Consider the following 15,108-nt stretch of genomic DNA (forward strand, 5'->3'; position numbering starts at 1 on the left):
AGAAATAGTTATGAAAGAATTTATTGGTGAATTTTTGGGAACCTTTATCCTTGTCTTACTAGGAGATGGTGTTGTAGCTGGTAATGTTTTAAAAAATACTAAGGAAGAAGGAACTGGTTGGAGTTCAATTGTTTTTGGCTGGGGAATTGCTTGTACAGTTGCTGTTTATGTGGCAGGATTGTTCAGTCCAGCTCATTTGAATCCCGCAGTGACAATTGCAATGGCTGCCACAGAATCTTTAGCATGGAGTAAAGTACTGCTTTATATTGTTGCACAATTATTAGGTGCTATGTTTGCTGCTGTTATACTTTGGTTACATTATTACCCACATTTTAAAGAAACCAAAGACTCTGGTGCAATTTTAGGGATGTTTTCTACGGCACCTGCGATACGCCATACCCCTTCAAACTTTTTTGGAGAAGCACTTGGAACAGCAGTTTTAGTAATTACTATCATGGCTATTGGTCCTAATAATGTTGCAGCAGGATTTGGACCAATTATTGTGGGGCTTGTAATCTTTGCAGTAGGTTTTTCTTTAGGACCAACCACGGGATATGCTATTAACCCAGCACGTGATTTTGGACCTCGCATTGTTCATGCACTATTACCTATCCCAAATAAAGGGGATTCAGATTGGGGATATGCATGGATTCCAGTGCTTGGACCAATTGTTGGAGGAACAGCAGGGGCATTAATCTATCAAATGCTACTGAATCATTTTTTGTAAAAACACATCATCGTCAATCAAGCCAACAAACGCCAGCATCAGTTGGTTGGGTTGGAAGACTAATAAAAAATAAAATGATAATTCACCTTATCTAGCTAAATAAACCGCTGGATAGGGTGCTTTTTTTACTACGCCAAGATATTATTTTTTTGAATTTAAATGATATAATAGAAATAACGAAACGTTTTCAGAAAAGGATTGAGATTTATGCCACTTCAAGACAAATATTCACCAATTATTGGAAAAGTAAATTATAATTCTTTCTCGGTTAAAGCTATCAAAGAGCTGGATTTTTCTGAGAAGGATGAACAATTAATTTTAGATTATCCAACAGTTTATATCATTGATGATAAAATTTCCGACAAGAAACATAATTATAATGTTTATGTTGGTGAGACAACTGACATTAATCGTCGGACTAAACAGCATTTAAACGATGATATTCGTAATGGTCGTGAAGATTTTAAAAAATTGAGTGACTCTTCCACTACTGAGATGTATATCATAGGTCACAAATATTTCAATAAATCACTTACACTAGATATTGAAAATAGGTTGTTGCATTATCTCCTAAGTTCGGAATCAGTAAAGAATGTCAATAATAGGCGTGGAAATCCTCAAAATGATTATTACACCTCTGAAATTATGGATTCAGTCTTTTCCAAAATCTGGCGTAAGTTACATTCATTAAACAATGTACTTTTCCCAATTGAGTCTGTTATCCGAGATTCTGCTTTATTTAAAGCATCTCCATTTCATAAATTGACGAAAGAACAAAAAGAAGCTAAAAGTAAAATTATACTTCAAATATTATCTAGTTTAACTCAAAACCTTGATGGACAATTAATTTTAGTTGAAGGAGAAGCTGGTTCTGGGAAAACTGTTTTGATGAGTAGTTTGTTATATGATTTATTTAATTCTAATGAATTCCCTGTATCTAAAGATAAAATGTCTATTCATCTTTTAGTGAATCATGAGCAACAATTGACGGTCTATCAACAAATGGCGAAGAAATTAGGGTTAAAAAACAAAAACGGCATTGATGTTGTTATGAAACCGACAAGTTTTATTAATTATCAATCGAAAAATAATTTAAAAGCTGATGTCGTTATTGTTGATGAAGCACATTTGTTGCTAACTCAAGGAAAACAGTCTTATCGAGGAAAAAATCATTTAAAAGATTTATTAGCCAATGCTAAAGTTGTTGTAGCTGTTTTTGATGAAAATCAAATTCTTACAACTGAACAAATTTGGGAAAGTGCTGATTTAGCAGAAATGAAATTAGATGCTCAATGTGTGATATCGTTACGTGATCAAATGCGAATTAACGCTCAACAGTCTACAATTGATTGGATTCGAAGCTTAGTAGATGAACAAGTTATTTATCCATTCAGAAAGGATGATAAATATGATTTTAGAGTATTTGATTCTCCGCAAGAAATGTACGATGCCATCAAAGAGAAAGACCAACATCAAGAGAATGGTATCTCACGAATGTTGGCAACTTATGATTGGAAATTTAAACAAAAGGGTAAACCAGAAGATAACCAATATTGGAATGTGACAATTGGTGATTTTTCAATGCCTTGGAATTTACAACTTCCTAAAGATAAAGCAACTAAAAATCTTTCATGGGCAGAACAGAAGCAAACTATCGATGAAATTGGGTCAACTTATACTATTCAAGGGTTTGACTTGAATTATGCCGCAGTTATTATTGGACCATCTGTAAAATATCGTGATGGGAAAATTATTTTTGATCCAAGCGCTAGCTGCAACGAAAAAGCAATCCGCAACAGAACATTAGCCGATGGAACTAGAATGAAATTCGGTGAAACATTGTTAAAAAACGAATTAAATGTCTTGTTAACACGAGGAGTAAATGGATTGTATTTGTTTGCTGTTGACGAAGAATTGCAGAAAGCGTTGAAAGAGGCGATTGAGAAAATAGAATAGGAGAATTGAATGGGAGACGAATCAACATCAGGTTAAAGGTAGATAAAAAATCAGATATTACTGATAATTTAAATAATTATATGGCTTACCGAATTTGAAGTAGAAGAATAGGTAAAGAATTATTTTAAATTAGTGCTTTTTATAATTTTTAAGAATGAACATACCTCTGGTTTTAGTTAGATACAAATTTATAATAAAAAAGAAGGGTATTAATGGACAGTTTATATATATCTAGAGTAGTTATAAAGAATTAAAGGAACTTTAAGGGCTTAGATGTTAATTTGCAACACAAGTCGGTAATCGTTGGTGAGAACAATGTTGGCAAAACAAATTTTATCAAGGCATTGCAGCTGATTTTAGATCCTTCACTTTCAGATGAAGATAGAATGCTATCTGAAAGTGATTTTAATGATTCTCTTAAGAATCCTATGGAGAATAATCAAGAAATTTTAATACAGATTTATATTAGCAATTACAGAAGAAACGTTGCAATAATGACAATGTTATCTGATGCGACTGTCTTGGATGCTGAAGGAAATGAAGTGCTTTTATTAAGCTATAAGTTTTTCCCACATATAGATGAGTTTGGAAAAAAAGAATATCAATATGAAGTATATATGCGAGATGATATGTCTAGAAAATTTGGTTCGAGAGAAAGAAAGTATCTTAATATAAAAGTAATTAAGGCACTAAGAGATGTAGAGGCAGATTTGAGAAACAGCAAAAAATCTCCGGTAAAAAAGATGCTTGATGATTATAAAATCAGTAAAGAAGTTCTTGAAAATATAGCAAGTGAATATAAAGAATGCGGTGATTGCGTTTTGGATTTAGATGAAATCAATGATATGACAATGCATATCAATGAACGTTTTTCAGAAATCCTTGGGAATCATGACTATGATATTTCGTTACAGGCAATGGAGGTGGATCCAACAAGGGTATTAGGATCGCTGAAAATGTTGATGGCAAATCGCTCTGTATCGGATTCAAGCTTGGGGCTAGATAATATTTTATATATTTCGTTGGTTCTTCAGATGCTAAAAGATAAAACAGTTCCAACTTTTGTTTCTGGTTCAGAATATAGGGAACTATTAACAAAGGAAAATAGCGAAATAATAGATGAATGCTATATTTCCAATGCAGGTGGAAATTATGTTTTAAGAACTGATTTAAATGAAGAGAACTATGCTTCATTGTATACATTTATGGCAGACAATGGACATGGAAACAATGCAGTTACTTTGCTGGCTATCGAGGAACCTGAAGCACATCTTCATCCAGTTTATCAGAGGTTAATCTATAAAGATGTTATTAATCGAAACGGATTTCCTATTCTTCTTACTACACATTCAACACATATTACTTCTGTAGCACCAATTAAGTCATTGGTACACTTGCATCAAGAAGCAGGGAACACAGTTGCTCATTCTACAGCAAGCATGCCTATGTTGGAAGGGGAATTTTTGGATGTTGAACGATATCTCGATGTTAAACGTGGTGAAATATTTTTAGGAAAAGGTGTGATACTCGTCGAAGGTATAGCAGAGGAATACATTATTCCAAAACTTGCTGAATTATTAGGTAAATCGTTGGATGAGAAGGGGATAGTAGTTTGTAATATTAATTGTACGAATTTTAAACCATATATGAAGATGCTTAATTCTCTTAGTATACCGTATGCAGTTATAACGGATGGTGACTTCTATATTGAAAATGTTGACGATAGAGATGATTCAAATAGAAATTATCATGTGATGGAGAAAGATGTAAAGGATAATGATACCTGCGGATCCCTTGGAAGGGAAAACGCTATTAAAACATTCGAAGCGTTGGATGATAGTGTGCCGGAAAATGTTGATTTAGCTTTATATTTTTCAGAACGAGGATATTTTATTGGTAAATACACGTTTGAGGTAGATATGATGGAATGCACGTCTACTGAAGCTGGTGAAAGGGCTTTTACTGATACATTTGATCAGTTAGTCGAGAGTAGTCGAAAGCAGAATAACTTTAAAAACAGATTGGAGAATCAAGATTATGAGTTCTGCTTACGAAGAATTGAAGATCAGAGTGTTGGTAAAGGAAGATTTGCACAGATTTTCTCGGGGAAATGTGTTACTGATAACTGCCCAGATTATGTAAAAAATGCCATTGAATATATTTATGCGAAAGTAGATGAATGAGTACGACGACTTATATTGAAAAACTAAGTAGAATTGAAAAAGATGAATACCAGAAGGCTGCCTTTGATAGTCAAAGTAATACAGTTGTATTAGCTGGGCCAGGAAGTGGAAAAACAACAGTTTTGACTTTAAAAGCCATGCATTTGCTAAATGGCGTAATTGCAGAACCGCGTGGTTTGGCATGTCTTACTTATAGTAGAGAGGCTGCAAGAGAATTTACAGAGAGATTAAAAGAATTAGGTTTGGTAGGGGGAAATAATATATTTCTTGGAACGGTACATTCATTTTGTCTCACAGAGATACTGGGTAAATTTTGTGATGTATATTCATTAAATATTCCGACGCCGATAAAAATTGCTTCTGAAAAACAAAGAGCAAAACTATTTGAGATAGCAAAGAAAAATGTTGGGTGCAATGATAAGTATTTTAAAATTGAGAGAATGAATTGTACAAGAATGCTTAGTATTTCTGGAGTAAGTAATATTTGTGTTGATAGAGACGAAACTGCAGAGATAATAGCTAATGAATATGAAAAACTATTAAACCAGGCCGGTGTTATTGACTATGAAACAATTATTATTGAGTCTACAAAGCTATTACAGGAAAAACCTTATGTTAGAGAGTGTATATCTGCGAAATATCCGTGGCTTTTAATTGATGAATATCAGGATTTGGGGCGACCGCTTCATGAAATGGTTCTCACACTTATAGACAATACAAAAATAAAATTCTTTGCAGTTGGTGATCCAGATCAATCTATATATGGATTTCAGGGAGCAGTACCTGATTATTTAATTGAATTAGCTGATAGACCTGATGTTCAGAAAATAACTTTATTGAACAACTATAGAAGCAATCAAGACATTATTGACGGTTCAGAACTTGTGTTAAATCAACAGCGTGGTTATGTTGCGAAAACACGAGAAAATGAAGATGCTGTTTATAAATTTATTGAAGTAAATGAAGAGTTGGATGACCAGATTGAATATTTTGTTAAAAGGATCGTTCCAGGACTTGTAAAAAACGGCATTCCCTATGAGGAGATAGCAGTTCTTGTTGGGAATAATTCGGAATGCAATAGTATTGCATTAAGATGCCAGAAAGAGAATATCCCATACTATATCGTAAAGCATCAATTTAATCGGAGCGATTTTGTTAAATGGGTAGAAAGCTGTGCTTCGTGGATTGAAGGAGATAAAGATATTGTTTTTTCGGATATAGGTGACTTTTGGATATCGTTGATAACAGTAAATGGCGCAATGTATTTGACAGATGAAGAAAAACTAATTATCAGAGAGCGACTGTATAAGGTTCTTGTGGAAAGCAAAGATTATGAAAAATCACTGACGAAATGGTTTGAATATGTAAGGAAAGAGCTATGTTTTGATAAGTATCTTGAACAAAATACGTATTTCCAGGATGAAAAAGATAATATTGATAATCTGATGAAAGAAATGTCTGGTAGTGAATATAAGGAATATGGAATAGATAAGTTTTCTAAAATCGGGAAGCCCGAGAATCAAATTGTTATTTCTACAAGACATAGTTCAAAAGGATTAGAATTTGAGGCAATAGTAATGATGGGAATGGAAGAAGATCATTTTCCAAGTTATTATGTTAAAAACGACGCCAGATTATTAGCAGAGGCTAATCGTTTGTGCTTTGTATGCGTAAGCCGAGCAAAACGTGTGTGTATTTTAATGAAATCAAGTTATTATACGATTAAAACTAAAAATGGTCCGTGGCGAAAAGAGTTCAAACCATCGATGTATTGGAATATATTATACTCAAAATATGGTAATATTAATACAAAGAAACTCCACTAAAAACTTCGGTAAAAATATGTTAAAATAAAGCAAGGTTATTTAGAACAGAATGGGAGTAGGTTATGGTTCCAGCGTATATTAGAATTCATGATGCGATTAAGAAAGAGATTGATGAGGGCGTTTGGGAAATTGGTCAGCGTTTGCCGAGTGAGCGTGATTTGGCGGATGATTACGAGGTGAGTCGGATGACACTTCGTCAGGCGATTACGCTTTTGGTCGAAGAGGGCATTTTGGAGCGCCGTGTGGGTAGCGGGACTTATGTGGCTAGCCACCGTGTGCAAGAAAAAATGCGTGGGACAACCAGTTTCACCGAAATTGTGCGTTCGCAGGGTAAAACGCCGTCGTCACAATTGATTTCTTATCAGCGAAAAACTGCTAATGAAACGGAAATCCAGCAGTTACAACTAAAAGCGACAGATACCGTGGTGCGTATGGAGCGCGTGCGTTTTGCGGATAACATTCCTTTGGTTTTTGAAGTGGCATCAATTCCAGAAAAGCTCATTCAGTCTTTCAATCAAGAGGACATCACAGAGCATTTCTTCCAAACATTAACGGATAATGGTTATGAAATTGGCAAGAGTCAGCAAACGATTTATGCTAAAAATGCAAGTGAGCGCGTGGCGAATTATCTCAAAGTGCCTAAAAATCATGCGGTGCTGGCATTGACACAGGTATCCTATTTCACAGACGGACGACCATTTGAATACGTTCACAGCCAATACGTCGGCGACCGTTTTGAATTTTATTTGGAGAATAATTAAGGAACAAACCATTCTCCAAATGTATATCCTAGAGGAAGTCACGAAAGATTTGAAATAACAAGTCATAAAACAGAACCTTATTGGGTGTCTGTTTTATTTTTTCCAATATTTCTTATTAATCTAGGACAACTATTTTAAGATAAAAAGCAGATTATTTGAGAAAAGTAAAAAGGTAATATATACTTGTATCAGATACAAATACAAGAAAGAGGGCAGGAAATGGATACAAAATTTTCGGTTGCGCTTCATCTTTTAGTGATGATTAGTGAAAGTGGCAAAAATTTGACATCACAAGAGTTAGCTAAAAGTGTTGGAACTAACTCGAGTTATATCAGGAAAGTAATCGCTCTTCTGAAGAGCGCTGATATTATTACTTCACATCAAGGTAAATCAGGTTACCAGTTGGTAAAAGCTCCTAAGGATTTGACATTGTTAGAGATTTATCAGGCGACACAAGAAATAGCTCATATTCATTTGTTTCAAATGCATCAAAATGCTAATTTAGAATGTCCAGTAGGTAAGCATATTGAGAAAGCAGTAAAGCCTATTTTTTTCTCAATTAATTCTCAATTAGAAAATGATTTGTCTAGCCAAACGCTAAGTAATGTCATTGATAATCTATATCGCGAAGCAAATTAAAAATAATAATTCCAAAAGGAAAAAATTTATGAAAGCAATGCAATTAACAACATATGACAAAAATAATATTACACTTGATCTTGTTCAGGTTGAAAAACCTGAAATTAATGCCAGACAAGTGTTACTTAAAGTTACCGCAGCTGGTGTTAATCCACTCGATAATATGATCTCTCGTGGTGAAGTAAAACTAATCGTTCCCTATAAAATTCCTTTGATTCCTGGTAATGAAGTTGTTGGGATAGTAGAAGCAATTGGTGAACAAGTATCAGGTTTTGAAGAAGGTGAACGTGTTTATGCTAGATTGCCATTGGATAGTATTGGAGCTTTTGCTGAATATGTAGCTGTTGACTACTCAGCCTTAGCTAAAGTTCCAGATTATTTAAGCGATATTGAAGCGGCAGCTGTTCCTCTCACAGCATTGACAGTTTTTCAAGCATTTGAGTTAATGCAGGTTAAAAGAGGTAAAACAATTTTTATTTCAGGTGGTACTGGAGGGCTTGGTGCCATGGCGATTCCCTTGGCTAAAGCTAGGGGGTTAACTGTTATTACGAGTGGTAATGCAGCTAATGAGCAGCGTGTGCTAGATCTTGGGGCTGATCGTTTTATTAATTATCAAACAGACGATTATAGTAAATTGCTTTCGAATGTTGACTATGTTTTAGATACTTTAGGTGGAAAAGAGACAGAAAAACAAATGACCATCTTAAAAAAAGGCGGACAGATAGTTTCGTTGAAAGGAATGCCTAATAGAGCTTTTGCGAAGCGCATGGAATTTTCAAAATGGAAACAATTATTGTTTGGATTAGCAGGTCATTCATTTGATAAACTTGCGACTAAATATGGTGTTATTTATCATTTTATTTTTGTTGAAGCGAATGGTAGACAACTTCAAGAGATATCAAATATTTTAGCAGAACGCAAACTTAGACCTTCAATTGATACAGTATATTCTTTAGATGCTATCAATAGTGCACTCGATAAAGTCGCTAATGGTCATTCACGTGGAAAGACAGTCATTCAATTTTAGTGAAAAGATAACATTGAAGACTTGAGTGACTATGATTTTTTATTATTACCTTTATTAAACAACAGCCTCTACAAGGTTGTTGTTTTTTGTCAGCATGATTCATTTTTTACTATAATCTAGATTTTCTAAAAGATTTACCACATATATTAACCATTTCTGACTATTAAATTCAGCTAAATTATGGTAAAATAAGGGCTATGGAAATTGAAAAAACCAATCGTATGAATGCTCTTTTTGAGTTCTATGCTGCTTTGTTAACGGATAAGCAGATGAATTATATTGAACTATATTATGCGGATGATTATAGTTTGGCAGAAATCGCTGAAGAATTCGGTGTGAGCCGTCAAGCAGTCTATGATAACATTAAACGAACAGAAAAAATTTTAGAAGCTTACGAGATGAAGTTGCACATGTATTCGGACTATATTGTTCGGAGCCAAATTTTTGACGATATTTTAGAAAAATATCCTGATGATGAATTTTTGAAAGAGAGAATTTCCGTTTTGAGTAGTATTGATAATCGTGATTAATCCGCGTATTACTCACTAAACAGAAGAACATTTGTAAAATTATAGAGATACTTAGGTAGGAGAAAAGATATTATGGCTTTTGAAAGTTTGACAGAACGCCTGCAAGGGGTGTTTAAAAATATTCGCGGAAAGAAGAAGTTGTCTGAAAAAGACGTCCAAGAAGTCACAAAAGAAATTCGTCTGGCATTGCTTGAAGCTGACGTTGCTTTGCCAGTTGTTAAGACTTTCATCAAGCGCGTGCGTGAACGTGCAGTTGGTCATGAAATCATTGATACACTTGACCCAACACAACAAATCGTTAAGATTGTTAACGAAGAATTGACTGAAATTCTTGGTTCTGAAACAGCTGAACTTGAAAAATCACCTAAAATTCCAACAATTATTATGATGGTCGGTCTCCAAGGTGCTGGTAAAACAACATTTGCAGGGAAATTAGCTAACAAGCTGATTAAAGATGAAAATGCACGTCCGTTGATGATTGCTGCCGATATTTACCGCCCAGCGGCTATCGACCAATTAAAAACACTTGGTAGTCAAATCAATGTGCCAGTTTTTGACATGGGAACTGACCACTCAGCTGTTGAAATCGTGACAAATGGTTTGGCACAAGCCAAAGAAAATCACAACGATTACGTTATCATTGATACGGCTGGTCGTTTGCAAATTGACGAAAAACTCATGGAAGAACTCCGTGATGTTAAAGCTTTAGCAAATCCAAATGAAATTCTTTTGGTTGTTGATAGTATGATTGGTCAAGAAGCTGCCAACGTCGCTGACGAATTCAACAAGCAATTGGACATCACAGGGGTTGTTTTAACTAAGATTGATGGTGATACACGTGGTGGTGCTGCGCTTTCAATCCGCGAAATCACTAGTAAACCAATCAAATTCACTGGTACTGGTGAAAAAATTACGGACATCGAAACTTTCCACCCAGACCGCATGTCTAGCCGTATTCTTGGCATGGGTGATTTGCTGACATTGATTGAAAAAGCCAGCCAAGAATATGACGAGAAAAAATCATTGGAACTCGCAGAAAAAATGCGTGAAAATACCTTTGATTTCAACGATTTCATCGACCAATTAGACCAAGTTCAAAACATGGGACCTATGGAAGATTTGCTTAAAATGATTCCTGGTATGGCAAACAACCCAGCGCTAAAAAACTTTAAAGTTGATGAAAAAGCTGTCGCTCGTAAACGTGCTATCGTGTCATCAATGACACCAGAAGAACGTGAAAATCCTGATTTGCTCAACCCAAGCCGCCGTCGCCGTATTGCTGCAGGTTCAGGAAATAGTTTCGTTGAAGTCAATAAATTCATTAAAGATTTCAACCAAGCAAAACAAATGATGCAAGGTGTTATGTCTGGTGACATGGAAAAAGCAATGAAGAAAATGGGAATCAACCCAAATAATCTCCCTAAAAATATGCCAAACGGTATGGATATGTCGTCACTTGAAGGCATGATGGGCGGTAATGGTATGCCAGACCTTTCAGCACTTGGTGGCGGAGATATGGATCTTAGCCAAATGATGGGCGGCGGTCTAAAAGGGAAAGTCGGCGAATTTGCGATGAAGCAATCAATGAAACGCATGGCAAATAAAATGAAAAAAGCGAAGAAAAAACGCCGTAAATAATGTTAGATAAAACAAACGAAGCTGAGACAAAAGTCTAGCTTCGTTTTTAGTTTGTTTTTGTTAATTTACTAAAAATAAAGTTTTCAAGACATCCTTTGATTTGATTCAGTAAATTTCTCATAACATCTTTCCGAAAAACTGTAATTTTCTTGAAAATTAAATCAGTCTGTGATATACTCCTATTGTAAAGACATCTCAGGAGAATTTTAGATGAAACGTGAAAAATTACTTGAAAAAATTGATGAACTTAAAGAAATAATGCCTTGGTACGTCTTGGACTATTACCAATCAAAACTTTCAGTTCCTTATAGCTTCACAACTTTATATGAATACTTAAAAGAATATCGCCGATTTTTCGAATGGCTTTTGGATTCTGGAATTTCAGATGTTACTAAAATTGCTGATGTTGAGTTAACAACCCTGGAACATCTTTCTAAAAAAGACATGGAATCATTCATCCTTTATCTGCGTGAACGTCCTTCTTTGAACACTTATTCAACAAAACAAGGTGTCTCACAAACAACGATTAATCGGACGTTATCAGCACTTTCAAGCCTGTTTAAATACCTAACAGAAGAGGTCGAAGATGAAAATGGTGAGCCCTACTTCTATCGAAATGTCATGAAAAAAATCGCTACTAAGAAGAAAAAAGAAACGCTGGCAGCTCGAGCTGAAAATATAAAAGGCAAACTTTTCCTAGGTGACGAGACCATGGCATTTATCGACTATATCGATACAGAGTATCAAAATAAGCTCTCTCACCGCGCCCTCTCCTCCTTCCAAAAGAATAAGGAGCGTGATTTAGCGCTTATTGCTCTTCTGCTTGCCTCTGGTGTCCGTCTTTCAGAAGCTGTTAATCTTGATTTGAAAGACTTAAACCTTAATATGATGGTTATCGAAGTCACTCGTAAAGGTGGAAAACGTGATTCTGTCAATGTTGCTAACTTTGCTAAGCCTTATTTAGAAGCTTATTTACAAATCAGAGCGCCTCGCTATAAGGCGGAAAAACAAGACCAAGCTCTCTTTTTAACAGAATATCGCGGTGTTCCTAACCGTATTGATGCTTCAAGCGTTGAAAAGTTAGTTGCTAAATATTCTCAAGATTTCAAAGTTCGTGTAACACCCCATAAACTGCGCCACACACTTGCAACACGTCTTTACGATGCTACTAAATCACAAGTCCTAGTTAGCCACCAATTAGGACATGCCAGCACACAAGTTACCGACTTATACACCCATATCGTCAACGACGAACAAAAAAACGCTTTAGATAAGCTTTAAAAATTAACCTGAACTATTAATAAGTTCAGGTTTTTTATCATCTCCTTGCTGACAAATAAATAATGAATGTTCTAAATGTGTTTTACATAATATTATTTATGTAAAACTAAACTTCAAGTGGCATGAAATTGCCGACAATCTTACCAATGATTTGAGGATTTTCATCATAAGGCGCGAATTTATCGGCGTAGTGTTTGTTGAGTGAGACTAAACGAAGTCCGTCCTCTTCTCGATAAACTTTCTTAATATAAGTTTGCCCATCCCAATCAACAGCATAGATAGCACCGTCATAATCAAAACCTGTTTGCTTAATCAAGACAACCTCACCATTTAAATAAGTTGGTTCCATTGAATCCCCAAAGACCCATGAAGCAAAGTCATGGTCAAGTTGTTCATCATAAAAAACAGTATCATAATTACCGTCACCAAAATAAGAATATCCAGTACCTGCAGATAATTTTTCAAAAACCTTGTAAGCATAATATTTAGGCAACTGAACTATTTTTTCTTGCTCTTTGAGTAAATCGTCAGCATAATTTTCGAGTTTGTGACGATTGTCTTGATTGAGTTTGAAATAGGTATCAACAATGTGATATTCAGATACAAAATAAGTTTCCTCGACATCGAGCAACCGACTCAAGAGGTTAAGATTTTTTTGATTTGGCTTTGTTTTGCCATTTTCCCAATTAAAGTAGGAAACTCTAGAAATATTAAGTAATTTAGCTACTTCTGCCTGTGAGTAACCTTTTTCTTCTCTAATATTTTTTAACTTTTCTCCAGAAAACATAAGCTCCCTCCTTGTTAGTTTATAAACTAACAATATTATAAAAAAATAAACCTAAAAAAGCAAGGGCTTAGCCCCTACTTCTGTTAATTTTTATGTGATGAAATTTCGACTTGTGTTCCTTTATCGATTTGACTATCGATAGTGATGTTTAGGTTAAGGGTGTCTAAAACTTGTTTGGTCATGTACAGCCCTAGACCAGTTGCTTTTTGGTGTTCATGACCGTTAAATCCAGTAAAACCTTCGTCAAAAAGACGTGGTAAATCTTCTTCTAGTATTCCAATACCATCATCAGATATAACGATATTTCCATCGCTTATACTAATGATAATTGTTCCGTCTGTTTTGGAATACTTAACGGCGTTATCAATAATTTGTGAAATAGCAAAGCTTAGCCATTTTCGGTCAGAACTCAGCTCCCAATCACCAATAACCTCAACAGAAAGATTTTTTAGCAAACACGGAATACGATATTTTTTGATAATCTTTGTTGTAACATCCTTGACAGATAGTTTTTCAAAGCGAAAATCGTCTTTGTTTTGACTGAATTTTAAATAAGTCAACAACGTATCAAGATAGTTTTGAAGTCGTGTCAATTGTTGCTGTACTTCGTTTGAGTCGAGTTGGTCAGTCTGTGCCATTAATGAAAGGGCTGATATGGGAACTTTCATTTGATGTGACCACATTTTGACAAGATTTTGCAAATTTTCAGTTTGCGTCTTTTCAGCTAGTAATTCATTAGCGCTAGTTTCTTTTAGTTTGATGATAATATCTTTATAAGCAAGTTCTGATGGCAATTCTAATTCATCCAATTCTTTTACATAAATAAAATGATGTAAAATAGATAATTTCTGCTTAAATTTAAGGTATTGCCAAATGCTGATAAAGATTAAAATCGTGAAATTAATTAAAATACTAACTTTAAAGTAAGCTAATGGCAGGCGATATAAGGCAAAAATAACAATGAATAATATACTTAAAAGGATATAAGTTAAATACCAGACGGAATATTCTTTAAAAAATTGTCGAATCATTTTAGAAGGTAGCCAACTCCTCTCACGGTGTGAATACGATCGAAACCTAATGGTTGTGTTTTCTTGCGGAGTCGTGTTATGTTAACACTAAGGGTGTTTTGGTCAATGAAACTTTCATTTTCCCAAAGCTTCTCGAGTAATTCCTCTTTGGGAACGACTTGATTTTGATGTTCAAAGAGAATTGCTAAAATCTTATTTTCTGTTGGAGATAGGGTGATATGGTCGTCACCGTTTGACAAAATCCCGTCACGTGATAGAGAAAAATGTTCTAATTGGTAATTATCCGAGGTAAACTGGTAAGCACGCCTTAAAAAAGCTGAAATTTTGGCATCTAAAATCGTTAGAGAAAATGGCTTTGACACAAAATCATCTCCTCCCATATTAAGTGCCATGACAGTATCCATTTCATCATCACTAGATGAGATAAAAATAATCGGCAATGTCATGCTTTTACGAATTTCTGTTGTCCAATAAAAACCATTAAAATATGGCAACGTGATATCAATCAAGATAAGGTCAGGTTTGATTTCTTCGACTTCCTGCTTGATAGCTCGAAAATTAGTGACACTAAAGACATCATAAGTTTGACTAAGATGTTGTTTTAAAAGTTTAACGATAGTTTCATCGTCCTCGACAATATAAATCTTTCCTTGTTTCATAGTCTTATTGTAACAAAAAATGGTCATCACGACCATTTTTTAGTAAAAATTTTCAGACTCTTT

At 34.8% G+C, this 15,108-nt stretch carries 13 protein-coding genes and 1 pseudogene; 11 read left to right on the plus strand and 3 right to left on the minus strand.

The features are described 5' to 3' along the window. Positions 1-10: 10 nt before the first annotated feature. The 11 genes and pseudogenes from E8M05_RS05355 (at position 11) to xerS (ending at position 12,568) form a co-directional block, all read left to right on the plus strand. Complete coding sequence (locus E8M05_RS05355; RefSeq protein ID WP_013851809.1) at positions 11-727, plus strand: MIP/aquaporin family protein; 717 nt, start codon at positions 11-13, stop codon at positions 725-727. A gap of 207 nt (positions 728-934) precedes the next feature. Then, on the plus strand, positions 935-2,683 hold the full coding sequence (locus E8M05_RS05365) for a DUF2075 domain-containing protein (protein ID WP_101774214.1): 1,749 nt from the start codon (positions 935-937) through the stop codon (positions 2,681-2,683). A 266-nt stretch (positions 2,684-2,949) separates the two neighbouring features. Then, a pseudogene (locus E8M05_RS11855) lies at positions 2,950-3,414 on the plus strand (AAA family ATPase); the annotation flags it as partial. Positions 3,415-3,888: 474 nt separating this feature from the next. Next, complete coding sequence (locus E8M05_RS11715; protein WP_267899351.1) at positions 3,889-4,866, plus strand: ATP-dependent nuclease; 978 nt, start codon at positions 3,889-3,891, stop codon at positions 4,864-4,866. Continuing rightward, complete coding sequence (locus E8M05_RS05375; protein ID WP_101774215.1) at positions 4,863-6,692, plus strand: ATP-dependent helicase; 1,830 nt, start codon at positions 4,863-4,865, stop codon at positions 6,690-6,692. The genes E8M05_RS11715 and E8M05_RS05375 overlap by 4 nt, the downstream gene beginning before the upstream one ends. A 62-nt stretch (positions 6,693-6,754) precedes the next feature. Further along, entirely contained in the window at positions 6,755-7,453 is a 699-nt protein-coding gene (locus E8M05_RS05380; protein ID WP_101774216.1) for a GntR family transcriptional regulator, read from the plus strand. 219 nt (positions 7,454-7,672) lie between these two features. Then, positions 7,673-8,092: an Rrf2 family transcriptional regulator gene (locus tag E8M05_RS05385; RefSeq protein ID WP_013851814.1), complete on the plus strand. Its 420-nt coding sequence runs from the start codon at positions 7,673-7,675 to the stop codon at positions 8,090-8,092. Positions 8,093-8,120: 28 nt separating this feature from the next. Then, positions 8,121-9,119, plus strand: a complete 999-nt coding sequence (locus tag E8M05_RS05390; RefSeq protein ID WP_101774217.1) for an NADP-dependent oxidoreductase — start codon at positions 8,121-8,123, stop codon at positions 9,117-9,119. Between the two features lie 197 nt (positions 9,120-9,316). Then, complete coding sequence (locus E8M05_RS05395) at positions 9,317-9,649, plus strand: putative DNA-binding protein (RefSeq protein WP_003064715.1); 333 nt, start codon at positions 9,317-9,319, stop codon at positions 9,647-9,649. A 72-nt stretch (positions 9,650-9,721) separates the two neighbouring features. Beyond that, positions 9,722-11,287, plus strand: coding sequence for a signal recognition particle protein (gene ffh / locus E8M05_RS05400; protein ID WP_003064717.1), 1,566 nt, complete (start codon positions 9,722-9,724; stop codon positions 11,285-11,287). A gap of 210 nt (positions 11,288-11,497) precedes the next feature. Then, the gene (xerS, locus tag E8M05_RS05405) at positions 11,498-12,568 is read left to right on the plus strand and encodes a tyrosine recombinase XerS (protein ID WP_003064732.1); all 1,071 of its coding nucleotides are present in this window, start codon (positions 11,498-11,500) and stop codon (positions 12,566-12,568) included. A gap of 106 nt (positions 12,569-12,674) precedes the next feature. Here xerS and E8M05_RS05410 read toward each other — a convergent pair whose 3' ends face one another. The 3 genes from E8M05_RS05410 to E8M05_RS05420 form a co-directional block, all read right to left on the minus strand. Further along, positions 12,675-13,355 (minus strand): LexA family transcriptional regulator, encoded by a 681-nt coding sequence (locus tag E8M05_RS05410; RefSeq protein ID WP_013851817.1) that lies wholly within the window; start codon positions 13,353-13,355, stop codon positions 12,675-12,677. A gap of 83 nt (positions 13,356-13,438) precedes the next feature. Continuing rightward, on the minus strand, positions 13,439-14,386 hold the full coding sequence (locus tag E8M05_RS05415) for a sensor histidine kinase (RefSeq protein ID WP_048791145.1): 948 nt from the start codon (positions 14,384-14,386) through the stop codon (positions 13,439-13,441). After that, positions 14,383-15,045, minus strand: coding sequence for a response regulator transcription factor (locus E8M05_RS05420; RefSeq protein WP_172456417.1), 663 nt, complete (start codon positions 15,043-15,045; stop codon positions 14,383-14,385). Before E8M05_RS05420 ends, E8M05_RS05415 begins: the two co-directional genes overlap by 4 nt. Positions 15,046-15,108: the final 63 nt, after the last annotated feature.

Origin of the sequence: Streptococcus pasteurianus (assembly GCF_004843545.1) — a bacterium.
GTDB classification, from domain to species: Bacteria; Bacillota; Bacilli; order Lactobacillales; family Streptococcaceae; genus Streptococcus; species Streptococcus pasteurianus.